Origin of the sequence: Burkholderia savannae, assembly GCF_001524445.2 — a bacterium.
Taxonomy (GTDB): Bacteria; Pseudomonadota; Gammaproteobacteria; order Burkholderiales; family Burkholderiaceae; genus Burkholderia; species Burkholderia savannae.
The window spans coordinates 1,724,091-1,740,773 of the sequence record NZ_CP013418.1; the positions used below are offsets into that span (position 1 = coordinate 1,724,091).

Consider the following 16,683-nt stretch of genomic DNA (forward strand, 5'->3'; position numbering starts at 1 on the left):
GCTCGCTTCATTAATTTCAAGCAAACAAACTGCGATCACAGATAATGGAGAAAATCTCGTCCGATACGGGCAGCGCCTATGACGAGATCCGTTCGCGGATCTTCGACGGCCGATTGTCGCCCGGGCAGAAAATCTCTCACCGGGGCCTCGCACACGAGTTGGGCGTCGGGCAGATGCCGGTGCGCAGCGCACTGCAACTGCTCGCGTCGGAAGGGCTCGTCAACATCGTCGACAAGAGCGGCACCTTCGTCAACGAGCCGACACGCGACGATCTGCGCGAAATCTACGAGCTGCGCCTCGCGCTGGAAAGCACCGCGGCGTACCTCGCCGCGCGCGGCGGCGCGACGGACGGCCTGTCGCGCTCGCACGCGCAGATGCGCCGGCTCGTCGACGAAAACAGCGCCGACATCATGGTCGAACAGAAAATCGGCTGGGTCTTTCATGACGAAATATTCAAGGCCGCGCGCAACGACCGGCTATTTACGACATACAAGCTACTGCGCGCGCAAACTCACGCGCTGAACGAATTGCCGCGAAGCGATTTCGCGACGGTCAGGCGCGGCACGCTCGAACATTTGGAGATTTGCGCGGCCATCGATATGCGGGACGCGGAAACGGCGCGGCGCCTGATGTGGAATCACGTGATCGACGGCACTCCGGACAGAATCCGATTAATTCGAGCTCAATATGACACTGGCCAATAAAAAAATTCCTTTATCGCTGCTGATGATTCTCGGCCTCGCGTTCGGCGTGGCCTTCGGCCTGATCGCGCCCGCCGCGAGCCGCGATCTGGCATTCATTTCGACGCTGTTCGGCCACGCGATCAAGATGGTCGTGCTGCCGCTGATCCTGCTGTCGGTGACGCTCGGCGCGTTCCGCGCCGGCACGCAGCGCGGCCGGCTCGGCAAGACGGCCGCGTTCAGCCTCGTGTTCTTCGTGTTGATGACGGTGCTCGCCGCGTCGCTCGGCCTCGCGCTCAACTGGCTGTTCCGGCCGGGCATCGGCGCGAGCCATGCGCAGACGGCGTCGATGCCGGCGAATCTCGCAAGCGGCATCGACTGGCTGAAGTTCCTGACCGACATGATCCCGTCGAACATCGTCGGCGCGCTCGCGGCCGGCAATTCGCTGCCGGTGCTCGTGTTCGGCGTGCTGCTCGGCTGCGCGCTCGCCGCCGTCGAGGATCGCGCGGCGCCGTTCGTCGCCGTCTGCGAATCGATGCTCGCCGCATTCTTCAAGATGACGGAGTGGGTTGTGTCGCTGTCCCCGATTGCGATCTTCGCTGCGATCGCAGTGCTGCTGTCGTCGAAGGGGCTCGCCGCGATGGCGCCGCTCGCGAAGCTGCTCGGCATCGCATACCTCGGCATGGCGGTTCTCGCGCTGTGGCTCACGCTGATCGTCAAGCTCGCCGGCCATTCGCCGCGCGCGGTCGTGCGCAAGGTCAGCGAGCCGCTGATTCTCGGCTTCACGACGCGCTCGTCCGAAATCACGTTCCCCGTGCATCTGAAGAAGCTGACGGAGATGGGCGTGCCGGCGTCGGTCGCGTCGACGGTGCTGCCGCTGTCGTACATCTTCAATCGCGAAGGCGCGGTGCTCTATACGGTGCTCGCGGTGTGCTATCTCGCGGACGCGTATCAGCTCGCATGGAGCTGGCCGCTGATGATCACGATCGCCGTGCTGACGATCATCACGATCGACGGCGCCGCGAACGTGCCGTCCGGCGCGGTCGTCGCGATCACGGTGATCCTCGCCGCGATCGGGCTGCCCGCCGAAGCGGTGCTGCTGATTCTCGGCGTCGACGCGTTCTTCGACATGGGCCGCACCGCGCTCAACGTGTACGCGAGCACGGTCGCGACGACGCTCGCGAGCCGCGTGTCGGGCGTCACGCCGGAGATCGCGGACGCCGCGGCGCACGCGTCGCGCGTCTGAAGCATGTCGTGCGCGCCGTCGACACCGGCGCGCGACGCGGAAACGGCGCGGCGAAGGCTGCCGGAAACCGAAGATTCGACGACCGGCGCGGCGCGCCGGCCGATGCGGGAAAGTTTTTGCGAGCGCGATGCTCGGCGGTTCGGTGGATGCGGCACGCCGCGCGTGCGGCGGCGCACGACACGGCAACCGCCTCGCATGACATCGCCCGCGCGATTGTAGTTCCGTCTGCGAGTATTTCTGGCCCTCGGATGCAGGCGGTTACGCAGTCCCTGTCGCCCCACGCTGGGACTGCGCTTTTTATTGTCGGACCCAGCGGCGCAACGAAACGATGAGTTCGCGTTTCATGCGCCGCTGCCAAGTGTAGGCCGAGACACGGCGCGCGAAACAGGCGTCGCGCCGCCGCAGGCCGGTTGGATCGATTCGATACGAATCGTCGTTCTTGCGCCGCCGATGCGAAGCGACGGCTGCGCCTCCCGCTCTTCATCGCGCATGCCGGCCGTCACGCGACGGGCGTCGGATTCGTGCGCCCGTCGCGTTCGCGCGGTCCTCAGGCTCTTGGGCTCTTGGGCTCTTGGGCTCTTGGGCTCTTGGGCTCTTGGGCTCTTGGGCCGTCAGGCAGGCAGTTGGACACTCAGGCAGCAGGGCTCTTCAGCTCTTCAGCTCTTCAGCTCTTCAGCTCTTCAGCATTCGAGCGCTTCGATCATCGAGCGTTCGAACATTCGGCCCATCAGATTCCGACTCTCAGGCTCGTGAGCGTCATCGGACTTCCTGACGCCGTGCCCCCGGCTATCGTGTTTTCCGACCAAGCAAGTCAGACGCGCATCGGCGCATGCGGCGGCTCACGATCCGCAGCCGCCGCACGCACCGCTCAACGCGACGCGACGTCCTGCTGCCGGGGCTCGCGCGCACCGACGGCCACGTCGCCCGCCCAGCCGCCGCCGAGCGCGCGAATCAGGTTGACCGTCGACACCGCCTGCGTGCCCGTCAGCTGATTCGACTGCAATTGCGATTCGAGCACCGAGCGCTCGCTGTCGATCACGTCGAGATAGCTGACCGCGCCTTCCTGATACTGCGTGCGCGAGAGCGTCGCCGCGCGCCGCGACGCGTTGACCGCATCGCTCTGCGCGCGAATCTGATCGTCGAGCAGACGCAGATCGGCGAGGTTGTCCTCGACCTCGCGGAACGCGACAAGCACCTGCTGCCGGTAGTTCGCGACTTCCTCGTCGTACTTCGCGCGCGCCTGCGCGACGCCCGCGCTGCGCCGTCCGCCGTCGAAGATCGGCAGCGTGAGCGCCGTGCCCGCGAACGGCCCGAGCAGGAACGTGCGGCTCGACCACAGGAACAGATTGCCGAGCGTCGCCGCTTCATAGCCGAACGAGCCGGTGATGTCGAGCTTCGGGAAGTACGCGGACTTCGCGAGGCCGATGCGCGCGTTCGCGGCCATCATCGCGCGCTCGGCGGCCGCGATGTCGGGCCGCCGCTCGAGCAGCGCCGACGGCAGCCCCGCCGGCACCCGCACCGCCACCGGCACGATCGGCGTTTCCTTGAACGAGAAATCCGCGGGCGCCTTGCCGAGCAGGATCGCGAGCGCATGCTCGGATGCGGCGCGCCGCCGCTCGACGCCGACCGCGTCCGCCTGCGCGGTCGCGAGCTCGTTCTTCGCGCGCGACACGTCGAGCTCGCCGATGTCGCCCTCGCTGAAGCGCCGCTGCACGAGCTTCAGCGCCTGCTCGCGCAGTTCGACCGTGCGCCGGTACAGATCCTGGTCGGAATCGAGCCGGCGCAGCTCGAAATAATTTTGCGCGACGTCCGCCTGCAACGCGAGCTGCACCGAGCGGAACAGCGCCTGGCTCTGCGCTTCATCCGCGCGCGACGCTTCGACGTTGCGGCCGACCCGGCCGAACAAATCCGCTTCGTACGACACCGTGCCCTGCGCGCGCCAGAGCGTCGCGTTCGTCGGGCCCGCGCCTTGCGGCTGGAATTGCGACGCCGACGACAGCCCCTCGCGCGTCGGCCCGAAGCCGGCGCCCACTTGCGGGAACCACTGCGAGCGCGCGGCGCGCGTCGCCGCGCGCGCCTGCTCGACGCGCGCCGCCGCGGCCTTCAGGTTCTGGTTCGCCGCGAGCGCCTGCTCCTCGAGCGCGTCGAGCACGGGATCTCCGAATACCCGCCACCATTCGCCGCGATGCGCGTCGTCGGCGGGCTCGGCGGCCTTCCACGTGCCGGCCTGCTCGCCCTGCGCGAGCGTCGGCGCTTCCTTGAACGCGGCGGGCGTCGCGACGTCCGGCCGCTTGTAGTCGGGCCCGACCGCGCACGCGGCGAGCAGCGCGACGAGCAGGCCGCTCGCCGCCGCGATCTTCGCGACGCGCGCGATGCGTTCGTTGATGTTGGTCTTGTTCATCTTCCTATCCTCAAGCGTCCGGAGCCGGCAGCCCGTAGCCCGCCGAATCCTTCTGCGCGACGTGAATCTTGCCGCCCGCGAGCGTGCGCAGCACCACGTAGAACACCGGCGTCAGCATCAGGCCGAACAGCGTCACGCCGAGCATCCCGAAGAACACCGCGATGCCCATCGCGTGCCGCATCTCCGCGCCTGCGCCCGTCGACAGCACGAGCGGCACGACGCCCATGATGAACGCGATCGACGTCATCAGGATCGGGCGCAGCCGCAGCCGGCTCGCCTCGACGGCGGCCTCGAACGGCGTCTTGCCGTCATGCTCGAGCTCGCGCGCGAATTCGACGATCAGGATCGCGTTCTTCGCGGACAGCCCCACGAGCACCATCAGCCCGATCTGCGTGAAGATGTTGTTGTCGCCCTGCGTGAGCCACACGCCGGTGAGCGCCGACAGAATGCTCATCGGCACGATCAGGATCACCGCGAGCGGCAGCGTCAGGCTTTCATACAGCGCGGCGAGCACGAGGAACACGAGCAGCACGCTGATCGGGAACACCCAGAACGCCGAGTCGCCGGCCAGAATCTGCTGATACGTGAGATCGGTCCATTCGAACTTCACGCCGCGCGGCAGCGTCTGCGCGGCGATCCGCTCGACGGCCGCCTGCGCCTGCCCCGACGAGTAGCCGGGCGCGGGCCCGCCGTTCACGTCGGCCGCCGTGTACGCGTTGTAGCGCACGACCATCTCCGGCCCGAACGTCGGCGACACCGTGACGAGCGACGACAACGGCACCATCTCGCCCGCCGCGTTGCGCGTCTTCAGCTGCAGGATGTCGTCCGCGCGCTGGCGAAACGGCGCGTCCGCCTGCACGCGCACCTGATAAACGCGGCCGAAGCGGTTGAAGTCGTTCACGTACAGCGAGCCGAGATAGATCTGCATCGTGTCGAACACGTCGGTCACGTTCACGCCGAGCTGCTTCGCCTTCACGCGGTCGAGGTCGACGTTCAGCTGCGGCACGTTGATCTGGTAGCTTGTGAAGAGCGGCCCGAGCTCGGGCGCCTGTTGCGCACGCTTGATGAAGTCGTTCGTCGCATCCGCGAGCCGCGCGTAGCCTACCGCGCCGCGATCCTCGATCTGCATCTTGAAGCCGCCGAGCGTGCCTAGGCCGAGTACGGGCGGCGGCGGGAACACCGCGACGAATGAATCCTTGATCGCCGCGTACTGCTGATTCAGCGCGCCCGCGATCGCTCCCGCCGACAACGCCTTGCCGTGACGCTGATTGAACGGCTTCAGCGTGACGAACACGATGCCCGCGCTCGAGCTGTTCGTGAAGCCGTTCACCGACAGCCCCGGGAACGCGACCGCGCTCTCGACGCCCGGCTGCTTGAGCGCGATCGCGCCCATGTCGCGGATCACCTTCTCGGTGCGGTCGAGCGACGCGCCGTTCGGCAATTGCGCGAACGCGATCAGATACTCCTTGTCCTGCGCGGGCACGAAGCCGCCCGGCACGATCTTCGAGATCATCACGGTCGCGCCGACGAGCGCGAGATACACGCCGAGCATCACCGCCTTTCTCGACAGCACGCCGCGCACGCCGCGCCCGTAGTTCTCCGCGCCGCGATGGAACACCTTGTTGAAGCCGCGGAAGAAGCCGCCGAGCACGCGGTTCATCACGCGCGTGAGCCAGTCTTCCTTGTCGCCGTGGCCCTTGAGCAGGATCGCCGACAGCGCGGGCGACAGCGTCAGCGAGTTGAACGCCGAGATCACCGTCGAGATCGCGATCGTCATCGCGAACTGCTTGTAGAACTGGCCCGTCAGGCCCGACATGAACGCGAGCGGCACGAACACGGCGACGAGCGTCAACGCGATCGCGATGATCGGCCCGCTCACTTCCTGCATCGCTTTGTAGGTCGCCTGCCGCGCGGTGAGCCCGTTCTCGATGTTCCGCTCGACGTTCTCGACGACGACGATCGCATCGTCGACGACGATCCCGATCGCGAGCACCATCCCGAACAGCGACAGCGCGTTGATCGAATAGCCGAACAGCAGCAGCAGCGAGAACGTGCCGACGATCGACACCGGCACCGCGATCAGCGGAATGATCGACGCGCGCCACGTCTGCAGGAACACGATCACGACGATCACGACGAGCGCGATCGCTTCGAGCAGCGTGTGGACGACCGCCTTGATCGACGAGCGCACGAACTGCGTCGGGTCGTAGACGATCTTGTAGTCGACGCCCGCCGGGAAGTCCTGCTTCAACTCGGCCATCGTCTTGCGCACTTCGTCGGAGATCGCGAGCGAGTTCGCGCCCGGCGACTGGTTGATCGCCATCGCGACGGCCGGCTTGTTGTCGAGCAGCGAGCGCAGCCCGTACTCGGACGCGTCGAGCTCGATGCGCGCGATGTCGCGCAAGTGCGTGACGCCGCCGTCCGGCGCGGTCTTCACGACGATGTCGCCGAATTCGTCCTCGTTCTGCAGGCGGCCGCGCGCGTTCACCGACAGTTGCAGCGGCGTGCCGGGCAGCGTCGGCGACGCGCCGATCACGCCCGCGGCGACCTGCACGTTCTGCTCGCGGATCGCGCGCACGACGTCGTCGGCCGTCAGGTTGCGCTGCGCGACCTTCTGCGGATCGAGCCACACGCGCATCGCGTAGTCGCCCGCGCCCCACAGCTGCACCTGGCCGACGCCCTGAATGCGCGACAGACGATCCTTCACGTTGATGAGCGCGTAGTTGCGCAGATACGTCATGTCGTAGCTGTCGTTCGGCGAGATCAGGTGCACGACCATCGTCAGCGTCGGCGAGCTCTTGACCGTCGTGATGCCGAGCCGCTGCACGTCTTCCGGCAGGCGCGGCAGCGCCTGGTTCACGCGGTTCTGCACGAGCTGCGTGGCCTTGTCCGGATCGGTGCCGAGCTTGAACGTGACGGTGATCGTCATGTTGCCGTCGCTGTTCGCCTGCGACTGCATGTACAGCATGTCCTCGACGCCGTTGATCTGCTCCTCGAGCGGCGACGCGACCGTCTCGGCGATCACCTTCGGGTTCGCGCCCGGGTACTGCGCCTTGACGATCACGGACGGCGGCACGACTTCCGGATACTCGGAAATCGGCAGCAGGAACATCGCGATCATCCCGGCGAGCAGGATGACGACCGACAGCACCCCTGCGAAGATCGGTCGATCGATGAAGAATTTCGATATGTTCATGGAAGGCTCTATCTGATTAGGCGCGCCGGCGCGGCGGGCGCTCCGGGAATACGGCCGCCCGTCACGCGCGCGCGTTGCCCGGCGCGCCCTGCGGACGCTGCACGCCGCCCGCCACGGGCGTCGCGGCTGCGGCGTCGTCGCCGCCCGTCATCGGCACGAGATGCGGCTTCACCTGCTCGCCCGGACGCACGCGCTGCGTGCCGTTCACGACGATCCGGTCGCCCGCCGCGAGCCCGCCCGCGATCACGCGCTGATTGCCGTGCTGCGAGCCGAGCTGCACTTCGCGGTACGACACGCGGCCCTGCTGGTCGACGACGAACACGAACTTCTTGTCCTGGTCGGTGTTGATCGCCGCATCGTCGATCAGCAGCGCCGGATGCGGCGCGCTGCCGCCCACCTTCACGCGCGCATAGAGGCCCGGGACGAGCGCGCCGTCCGCGTTGTCGAAGCGCGCGCGCACGCGGATCGTGCCGGACGAGGTGTCGAGCCGGTTGTCGACCGAATCGATCACGCCCTGCCGCGAGTAGCCGCGCTCGTTCGCGAGGCCGAGCTCGACGGGCACCTTGCGGCCGTCCTTCGCGCCGCCGATGTATTGCAGGTACGTTTGCTCGTCCGCGTCGAACGACGCGTAGATCGGCGACACCGACACGAGCGTCGTGAGCGGCGCGGCCGACGCGCCCGCCGACACGACGTTGCCGAGCGTGATCTCCGCGCGCGACACGCGGCCCGACACGGGCGCGCTGATCCTCGTGTAGCCGAGGTTGATCCGCGCCGTTTCGAGCGCGGCTTCGGCCGCCTTCAGGTTCGCCGTCGCCTCGCGCGCGGCGTTCTGCTTTTCGTCGTAGTCGCGCTTGGCGATCGCGTTGTCGCCGATCAGGCGCTGCGCGCGCTGCCAGTCGCTCTGCGCGTAGCCGTTGCGGGCCTGCGCGCCGGCGAGCTGCGCGGCCGCGCGATCGACTTCCGCCTGGTAAGGACGCGGATCGATCACGAACAGCACGTCGCCCTTCTTCACGAGCGCGCCGTCCTTGAAGTTCACCGACACGATCGTGCCCGACACGAGCGGACGCACGTCGACCTTCTCGACCGCCTCGAGCCGGCCCGAATAGGACTGCCAGTCGGTGATCGTCTTCGACAGCACGGTCGCGACGTCGACCTCCGGCAGCGGCGCCGCCGCCTTGTCCGGCGCGCCCGCGTTCACGCGGATCGCGCCGAACGCGCCGAGGCCCGCGATGACGACGGCCGCAAGCGTCGCGGCCGCGATCCGCGAACGGGAAGTACGCAAGATAGCCATGAATAAACCCCCAAGTTGTCGGTTGTTCTGGATTCGGATGAAAGCAGCGTCAGCCCGGCGAACCCGCGCTGAAGCGGCTTTGAAAGAATCGCGCCGCCTCTTCGAGCGCGGGCGCGTGATCGGCGAGCGCCGCGTGCGACACGTCCCGGTAGCGGACCACCTGCGTCGGCACGCCCGCGTCGATCAGGCAGCTCGCGTATTTCTCGGCCTCGACGTGCAGCACGTCGTTCTGCGCGGTCGCGACGAGCGTCGGCGGCAGCCCCGCGAGGCGCACCGATTCGAGCGGCGCCGCATACGGATGCATGCGCTGCGACGGCTGCGGCAAGTAAGCGCGATAGCACGCGGCGCACTCCTGCGCGGTGATGTCGGACGACGCAACGCGCGCCGCGTCGGCGAGCCGCGTGAGGCTCGGATCGAGCATCGGGCCGATCAGCGCCTGCGCGGCGATGCGGATCTCGCCGCGGTCGCGCGCGATGAACGCGAGGCAGTTCGCGAGCTGGCCGCCCGCGTCGTGCCCCGCGACGCCGATCTTGCGCGGATTGCCGCCGAACGCGCGCGCGCGGGCCTCGGCCCAGCGCGCCGCGCAGTACGCGTCTTCCGGCGCGGCCGGGAACGGATGCCGCGGCGCGAGCGAATAATCGACCGACACGACGAGCGCCGGCACGTGCTCGGCGAGATGGCGCGCGGCGCGGTCGGCATCGTCGAGCGAGCCGCGCACGAAGCCGCCGCCGTGGAAATAAAGCACTACCGGCAACGAGGACTTTTCGGGGCGCCGGTAGAGGCGCAGCACGATGTCCTGCGCGTAGCCGCCGATCACGACGTCCGACACCGCGAGCGCCGGCCGCGCGCGCGCGCCTTCTGCGCTCGTGCGGGGGATTGGGCGGCGGAAATCGAATGCGTCCATGACGTGTCGTGCGCGGCGTCGCGCGTCCATTACGAGATGGATCGAATTCTGGGTCCGGCAGACATCGGGATAAATGCCTATAATCCGGCAACACAATTCACGTCCCCTGAACAATCGTCGGCTGCGCCGCCTTCATCGGTGTCGCGGCCTGCGTCTGTTCAGGGCGTCAATATCGCGGAGGTAAAGTAATGGACCGGCTGCAGGCCATGCAGGTGTTTACGCGCGTCGTCGATACGAACAGCTTTACCAAAGCGGCCGAGACGCTCGGCCTGCCGCGCGCGTCGGTGACGACGATCATCCAGAATCTGGAAGCCTTCCTCGGCGTGCGGCTGATGCACCGGACGACGCGCCGTCTGTCCCTCACGCCCGACGGCGCCGCGTACTACGAGCGCTGCGTGCGGATTCTCGCGGACGTCGAGGAAACCGAGGCGAGCTTCCAGACGAACAATCGAAAACCGCACGGCAAGCTGCGGGTCGACATGCCGGGTTCGATCGGACGCCTGATCGTGATTCCCGCGCTGTGCGAATTCCATTCGCGCTTTCCGGACATCGACCTGCAGCTCGGCCTGTCGGACCGGCCGGTCGATCTGCTGCAGGAAGGCATCGACTGCGTGATCCGCGTCGGCGCGCTGCAGGATTCGTCGCTCGTCGCGCGGCGCGTCGGGCTGTTCGAGGGCACGACGGTCGCCTCGCCCGCGTATCTCGAGAAGTACGGCGAGCCGCAGACGATCGAGGAGCTCGCGCAGCACAAGGCCGTCAACTACTTCTCGAGCCGCACCGGGCGCACGATCGATTGGGCGTTCCTGATCGACGGCAAGGAAGTCGAGGTGAAGATGAACGGCCTCGTGTCGGTCAACGACGCGGACGCGTACGTGACCTGCGGGATCGAAGGCTTCGGGCTGATCCAGCCGCCGCTCTTCATGGTGCTGCCGCAACTGCGCAACGGCGCGCTGAAGGAGGTGCTGCCGGGCTACAAGCCGCTGCCGATGCCGATTTCGGTCGTCTATCCGCACAGCCGGCATCTGTCGCCGAAAGTGCGCGTGTTCGTCGACTGGATCGCCGAGATCTTCGAGCGCTGCCCGCTGCTGAGCGGCCGCAAGGGGCTCGATGCGACCTGCAGCAAGCGCACGTTCGAGGAAGCCGAGCGCGCGCCGTCGCTCGACACGCCGGTGTTGAACGAGTGGGTCGCTTGAGCGGTCGGGGTCGGTCGCGCGCGCGGGCAAAAGCGCGCGCGGGCCGGTCGTCCAATTTTTTCGCCGTCGACGAACGGGCGCGCCGCAGCGGCCGCGCGCGGGAATGCCGCGTTGCGCCGGCAAGCGCCGCGATAAATGATCGTACGCAACTCATTCTTTCGTTTGTCCACTTTTAATTGAACGCCTTCTTAAGAGCGGATCGGCCGGTTGACGCAATCGGCGCTTCGCGGCGTTCGCCAGTCCTCGAGAACGCTCCCGGCGCAATGCGCGCCGCGATTCGGTCTGCCGGCCCCGCACCGTCTTCCCAGTGCATTCGGAACGTCGACGGCGCGGCGTTCGCAGCGCCTTCGCCGACAGCGTTCCTGCGAGCCGCAGCAGCGAATGCGCGCCGGCTCCCTCGCCTGCGAAGCGCTCGGGCATATCGCAGCGCGCGCGTGAACGATGAACGGACTGGCGACGCGCACAATCTTCGCAGGTCCTCTTTCTCTGCATGTCACCCGGCACTGCGCGAATCTCTTTGCCGCACCGGCTTGCGTCATTTCAACGGTTGATTGCGACGTGCAATGTGCGATGTGCGATGTGCAACGCGCGGCGCACGACGGCCGGCGCGGCCCGCACGCGAGATCGCGGCAGCGCCTGTCGATCGAAACCCGCGCATGACGCGCGATGATCGAGGGCAAACGTGGACGCGAGCCCATCGCGTCCCGTTCGGACGACGAGCCAGTTTGTTGCTCGCGTTCGACGTCGCCGCTGCTCGCTGCGCTCTCCGTTCGCGTAGCGCATATCGCGTAATGCGCAGATCCGCCCTCGCCCGGAAAATTCGGCGCGATGATTCGCGCAACGCGCCGCCGCGCTTGTTGCGGCGCGCCGCGAAAGTGCGCGGCGCATTCGCACGCGGCGCGGCGTTCCGCCCGGGCGCGCACGTCGCCGCTCGCACGCCGCGCCACTTTTCCACGACACGCGTCGCGCGCCCTCGTCGCAAGCCCCTGCCGACGTCACGGACTCCGATTGTTCCATCCTCGCGACAATTCAATTCGCGACATCGCCATTTATCGCCGCCGCGCGCGCGCCTAGAGTACAGCCTGTCGCGCACCGCTTTCGACGTGCGCATCGAATCGACAGGAGTCACATCATGAAACGCAGCAGTCTTCTCGCCGTCGCCGCCTTCGCGCTCGCCGTTGCCGCGCCGGCATTCGCGGACGGCGGGATCAGCCCTGCGGGCAGCGACGGCGACGCGTCGTGGCACAGCCACAGCCCCCGCACGCGCGCCGAAGTCCGCGCGGATCTCGAACAGGCGCAACGCGACGGCACGCTCGCCGCGTTGCGCAAGTCGATGTCGTACGCACCGCCCGGCGCCGAGCTCGTCGCGCAGCGTGCGTATCGTCCGGACCCCGATGCGAATCAGCTCGCGGGCGCAGGCCGGTAAACGCGACGCGCCGCGCATCGAAGCCGATGCGCGGCGCGTCATGCAGCATGCAGCCACGTCATTCTTCAGTGCGAGATCACGATCATGAACAGTCCGATTCCATCGCAGCTCGATCACTGGGACGACAGCACGCCCGTGTGGAAACCGTTCCGCTCGACCGCGCCGTCACGCTGACCGACGCGCGCCGCATGCGTCAGCGGCGCGGCACGCCGTCCTTCCATTCGCCCCAGTGCGTGACGATGTCCTGCACGAGCGGGTTGCCCGCGCGATACAGGTTCTCGGTCGCGAGCGGGAAGCCGCCCTGATCCGCGTAGTTCAGCAGATTGTCGACGCTCGTCTGGCCTTGATACGGGCGATCGAAATCCGAGCCGGTGCGCAGCACCGCGACGCGATTCAGATCGACGCGGTTCACGCTCGCCGCGCGCTTGAGCGCTTCGAACGTCGAATTGTCTTCCTGCGCGGTCATGCAATACGTGCCCTTGTTGTCGGTGAGGATCTTCGTCCATTGACGCGCGCGCTCGCCGAGCAGCGTGCCGGAGAACCACGTGTTGCCCGACGACGTGTCGCAACGCGTGACCACGGGCGGCTGGTTCGCCGGCGCGTAGTTGAACTTCGCGCGCGCCGCCTGCGCTTGCGCGCTGTCGGCGAGCTGGACGTTGCGCGACAGCGCGTACGCGGCGTCCGCGAGCGTGCCGTTCAACTGGAACACCTCGGTGCGATAGTCGAGCGGCGGCTTGTCGCTCGGGCTCTTCGTGTTGATGCCGAGATAGCCGCCGCTCCAGCCGGCCGGAATCTCGCGCGCGTCGAGCTCCCATTGCAGGCCGAAGTCGACGAGGTATTTCGCCCACGCGGCGGTGCCGAGCGTGCCGCGCGCCGGATCGACGCCCGCGATGCCCGAGATCAGGAAGTACGTCTGCCGCAGATCGAAGCGGCGCGAGAACGTGAGCGCCATGATCGTCGACGCCGCGTTCGCGTAGCCCATGCCCGTCGTAACGACGCACACGTCCTGCTTGTTGCAATGCACGTCCGGATAATCGGGCGACAGGCCAGGCACCGCGATGTTCTTCCACGGGCCGAGACGGTCGAGCCACGCCTGGCCTTCGGGGCCGAACATCGTGACGATCATCACCTTCACCGGGCGGCCCTGTGCACCGGCTTCGGCGAACGCGTCACCGTTGTTCTGCGCGACGGATTGCGCCGTCGCGCAAGCGGCGAGCGAAAACACGGCTGCGGAAAGTATCGAGCGAGTCAGCATTAGCGTTCCTTATTAAAAGTAGGTTCGATGAGAACGGCGTTCGGAGACTGCGCGAGCAGTATAAAGGACGTCAATATTCAAACGGGTGCAAAGGCTGCGGCGCCGCATGCGAGCACGACGACGGCGGTTGCGGCCCGCGTCGCCGCGAGCCGGCTCGAAGACCGGGCGAAACGCGCGTTCGCGCCGCGGCCGCGCGCGAACATGCGCTGTCCGGCGAGGCTGGCGGCAAAAGCCGTGTGCGTGCGCGGCGGGCAATGCGCGCGAACGGACGCGGCCGGTGGCGGCGCATCGGCGTGGAAGAAGAGGACGATCGTCGCGGGCTCGCGAGCGCGGCGAAGCGCGCCGGCGCACGCGCAATGCGGGCAGTGCTTCTTCCGGCGCACGGCACGGATGGGGCGCTCGCCCGCGACAGCATGCGAGCGCCCATCGCATTCAGCGCATTCATCGCGAATGCGCGAGCAAGCGATCAGTCCGCTCCCACGCGCCCCGATCTCCGCGGCGAACGTACGTTCGTCGTGCGTCGTCCCGGAACGCCGAGCACGCGAACGCGCGCGCATGGCCGATGCGCGCGCGCTCATGCTCAGCGATCCGAAATCAGCTTCCCCGCTTTCGCCCATGCGTCGCGCGGCACTTCGGTGATGACGATGTCGACGCTCTCGACGGGACAGTTCAACGTCTGCGCCGTGACGCGCGTCACTTCGTTCACGAACGCGCGCTTCTGCTCCAGCGTGCGGCCCGGGTGCATTTCCAGATGAATCGTAGGCATCGCATGTCCTCGTCCAAGACCCCGGGAATCGGGGCGAAGCGACAGGATGAGCGCAAAGACGCGACGAATAAACATGCGACAATTCACGGCACTCCAAACCCATGGGTTGTCAATCGTGAATGTCCTCGCCGATATGGAGATGTTCGTGCGGGTCGTCGAATGCGGCAGCTTCGCCGCCGCGGCCGAAGCGAGCCAGGTGTCCGCCCAGATGGTGGCCAAACGCGTGCAGGCCATCGAAGCGCGCCTCGGCGCGCGGCTGCTTCATCGCACGACGCGCCGGCAGCAGTTGTCCGACGTCGGCCAGCTCTATTACGAGCGCTGCAAGCGCGCGCTGGCGGAAGTCGAGCGGCCGAACACAGCGCGGCCGAACTGCACGCGACGCCGAGCGGCGTGCTGCGCGTCGTCGCGCCGGTGGGTTTCGGAAGCTACAGCCTCGTGCCCGCGCTCGCCGAATACATGGCGCAACATCCTCAGGTTCGCGTCGACCTGACGCTCGACAACGACGCGCCGCGCTTCTGGCACGACGATTTCGAACTGCGCGTCCATATCGGCGACATCGACGCGCCGGGGCTGGTTGCGCGGCCGCTGAAGCCCTACCGCAGGCGGCTCGCCGCCGCGCCGTCCTATCTCGCGCGGCATGGCGCCCCGAAGCGTCCCGAGCACTTGGCCGAGCACGCGTGTCTCGGCCTGTCGTATTGGCGGCGCCGCGACCGTTGGCGGCTCGTCGGGCCGCGCGGCGAGATCCGCGAGGTCGCCGTACGCGGCAGCTTCACCGCCAACCACGGCGATGCGTTGCGCGTCGCCGCACTGCAAGGCCTCGGCATCGTGCTGCAGCCTGAAGCCGTGCTGACCAACGATCTCGCCGCCGGCCGCCTGGTGCCCGTCCTGCCCGCGTGGTCGCTCGCGCCGTCGCCGATGTATCTCGTCTACGCGCAGGACCGCCGCCCGACGGCCAAGCTGCGCAGCGCCATCGATTTCCTGCTGGCGAAGTTCGGCGAGCAGGAAAAGCGTTGACCGGCCGGCGCGCTCGCGCAGGAGACGAGCGCGGGCCGGCGAGGCAGGTGCGATGAGGATCGCGCCGAGCGATTCGCGGCGCATGGCGACGCGACAGGCGCGTTCGCCGCGGCGCATGGCCGCGGGCCGCGGGCCGCGCCGCGAGCGCGCATCGCGCCGCCTCGTGGGCGCTCGCGGGCTCTCATGAGCTCGCGTGAACCTCCGCGAGCGCTCGTCAGCTGACATCGACCCGCGCCGGCCCGTCGACCATTTCGCCGATCACCGCCGCGCGATCGAAGCCGTCGTCGCCAAAGCATGCGAGCACGTCGTCGACCGCTTCCGGCGCGCAGGCGACGAGCAATCCGCCCGACGTCTGCGGATCGGTCAGCAGCGCCTGCGCGACGGCGGGCAGGCCGTCGCGCAGGCGCACATCGTGACCGTACGCGGCCCAGTTGCGGCCGGATGCGCCGGTGAACACGCCGTCGGCGGCGAGCGCCTCGACGCCCGCGAGCCACGGCAGCGCGCCGTAGCGCACGCGCGCGGTCAACCCGGCGCCGCGCGCGAGCTCGAGCGTGTGGCCGAGCAGGCCGAAGCCCGTCACGTCGGTCAGCGCATGCACGCCCGGCAGCGCGGCGAGCGCCGTGCCCGGCCGGTTCAGCTTCGTCGTCGTCGCGATCATCTGCGCGTAGCCGTCGGCGTCGAGGCGGTCCTTCTTCAGCGCGGCGGACAGCACGCCGACGCCGAGCGGCTTGCCGAGCACGAGCACGTCGCCCGCGCGCGCGGCCGCGTTGCGCTTCACGCGCGCCGGATGGACGACGCCGAGCGCCGCGAGCCCGTAGATCGGCTCGACCGAATCGATCGAATGCCCGCCCGCGACGGGGATGCCCGCGTCCGCGCACACCGCCTCGCCGCCGCGCAGCACCGCGGCGATCGTCTCGTGCGGCAGCACGTTGATCGGCATGCCGACGAGCGCGAGCGCGAGAATCGGCTTGCCGCCCATCGCGTAGACGTCGGACAGCGCGTTCGTCGCCGCGATGCGGCCGAAGTCGAACGGATCGTCGACGATCGGCATGAAGAAATCGGTCGTCGCGACGATCGCCTGCTCGTCGTTCAGACGATAGACGGCCGCGTCGTCGGACGTCTCGGTGCCGACGAGCAGATCGGGAAAGAGCGCGGGCGGCGCATTGCGCCTGAGCAGCTCCGACAACACGCCGGGCGCGATCTTGCAGCCGCAGCCGCCGCCGTGCGACAGGCTCGTGAGGCGCGGCGCCGCCGCGTCGGTTGGCTTGGTCTCGGTCATCGCTGAATCCGATAAAGGACAGAACGCTCTAT

The 16,683-nt window shown here is 68.0% G+C and carries 14 protein-coding genes; 6 read left to right on the forward strand and 8 right to left on the reverse strand.

Annotated features, from left to right (window positions below):
- Positions 1-44: 44 nt before the first annotated feature.
- Positions 45-704, forward strand: a complete 660-nt coding sequence (locus tag WS78_RS28775; RefSeq protein ID WP_038749588.1) for a GntR family transcriptional regulator — start codon at positions 45-47, stop codon at positions 702-704.
- Positions 688-1,926, forward strand: a complete 1,239-nt coding sequence (locus WS78_RS28780) for a dicarboxylate/amino acid:cation symporter (RefSeq protein WP_038749590.1) — start codon at positions 688-690, stop codon at positions 1,924-1,926. Before WS78_RS28775 ends, WS78_RS28780 begins: the two co-directional genes overlap by 17 nt.
- Positions 1,927-2,794: 868 nt before the next feature.
- Here the strand turns inward: WS78_RS28780 and WS78_RS28790 are convergent.
- The 4 genes from WS78_RS28790 to WS78_RS28805 all read right to left on the reverse strand — a co-directional run bounded on the left by WS78_RS28790 (position 2,795) and on the right by WS78_RS28805 (position 9,718).
- The gene (locus WS78_RS28790; protein WP_059580277.1) at positions 2,795-4,327 is read right to left on the reverse strand and encodes an efflux transporter outer membrane subunit; all 1,533 of its coding nucleotides are present in this window, start codon (positions 4,325-4,327) and stop codon (positions 2,795-2,797) included.
- Positions 4,328-4,337: 10 nt separating this feature from the next.
- Complete coding sequence (gene ceoB, locus WS78_RS28795) at positions 4,338-7,523, reverse strand: multidrug efflux RND transporter permease subunit CeoB (RefSeq protein ID WP_059580280.1); 3,186 nt, start codon at positions 7,521-7,523, stop codon at positions 4,338-4,340.
- 61 nt (positions 7,524-7,584) lie between these two features.
- A complete protein-coding gene (locus WS78_RS28800) occupies positions 7,585-8,814 on the reverse strand; it encodes an efflux RND transporter periplasmic adaptor subunit (RefSeq protein WP_038749598.1) in 1,230 nt (409 codons plus the stop codon).
- Positions 8,815-8,863: 49 nt separating this feature from the next.
- Positions 8,864-9,718, reverse strand: coding sequence for an alpha/beta hydrolase (locus WS78_RS28805; RefSeq protein WP_059580326.1), 855 nt, complete (start codon positions 9,716-9,718; stop codon positions 8,864-8,866).
- Between the two features lie 188 nt (positions 9,719-9,906).
- Between WS78_RS28805 and ceoR the strand changes: the two genes are divergently transcribed.
- Both ceoR and WS78_RS28820 read left to right on the forward strand, forming a co-directional pair.
- The gene (ceoR, locus tag WS78_RS28810; protein WP_038749600.1) at positions 9,907-10,911 is read left to right on the forward strand and encodes a putative multidrug efflux transcriptional regulator CeoR; all 1,005 of its coding nucleotides are present in this window, start codon (positions 9,907-9,909) and stop codon (positions 10,909-10,911) included.
- A gap of 1,132 nt (positions 10,912-12,043) precedes the next feature.
- Positions 12,044-12,337, forward strand: coding sequence for a DUF4148 domain-containing protein (locus tag WS78_RS28820; RefSeq protein ID WP_059580283.1), 294 nt, complete (start codon positions 12,044-12,046; stop codon positions 12,335-12,337).
- Positions 12,338-12,530: 193 nt separating this feature from the next.
- On the opposite strand, the gene WS78_RS28825 is transcribed toward WS78_RS28820, so the two are convergent.
- From WS78_RS28825 to WS78_RS28835, 3 genes are all read right to left on the reverse strand, one after another.
- A complete protein-coding gene (locus tag WS78_RS28825) occupies positions 12,531-13,592 on the reverse strand; it encodes a purine-nucleoside phosphorylase (RefSeq protein WP_038749603.1) in 1,062 nt (353 codons plus the stop codon).
- Positions 13,593-13,669: 77 nt separating this feature from the next.
- Positions 13,670-14,170, reverse strand: coding sequence for a hypothetical protein (locus WS78_RS28830; RefSeq protein ID WP_059580288.1), 501 nt, complete (start codon positions 14,168-14,170; stop codon positions 13,670-13,672).
- Positions 14,171-14,172: 2 nt separating this feature from the next.
- Positions 14,173-14,358, reverse strand: a complete 186-nt coding sequence (locus WS78_RS28835; RefSeq protein ID WP_038749606.1) for a 4-oxalocrotonate tautomerase — start codon at positions 14,356-14,358, stop codon at positions 14,173-14,175.
- Positions 14,359-14,404: 46 nt separating this feature from the next.
- On the opposite strand from WS78_RS28835, the gene WS78_RS37835 reads away from it, so the two are divergent.
- Together WS78_RS37835 and WS78_RS28840 are read left to right on the forward strand one after the other, a co-directional pair.
- Positions 14,405-14,848 (forward strand): LysR family transcriptional regulator, encoded by a 444-nt coding sequence (locus WS78_RS37835; protein ID WP_226377249.1) that lies wholly within the window; start codon positions 14,405-14,407, stop codon positions 14,846-14,848.
- Positions 14,794-15,372, forward strand: a complete 579-nt coding sequence (locus WS78_RS28840; protein ID WP_231752776.1) for a LysR substrate-binding domain-containing protein — start codon at positions 14,794-14,796, stop codon at positions 15,370-15,372. Before WS78_RS37835 ends, WS78_RS28840 begins: the two co-directional genes overlap by 55 nt.
- Before the next feature lie 214 nt (positions 15,373-15,586).
- Here the strand turns inward: WS78_RS28840 and selD are convergent, their stop codons facing one another.
- Entirely contained in the window at positions 15,587-16,651 is a 1,065-nt protein-coding gene (gene selD / locus WS78_RS28845) for a selenide, water dikinase SelD (RefSeq protein ID WP_059580291.1), read from the reverse strand.
- Between the last annotated feature and the right edge of the window lie 32 nt (positions 16,652-16,683).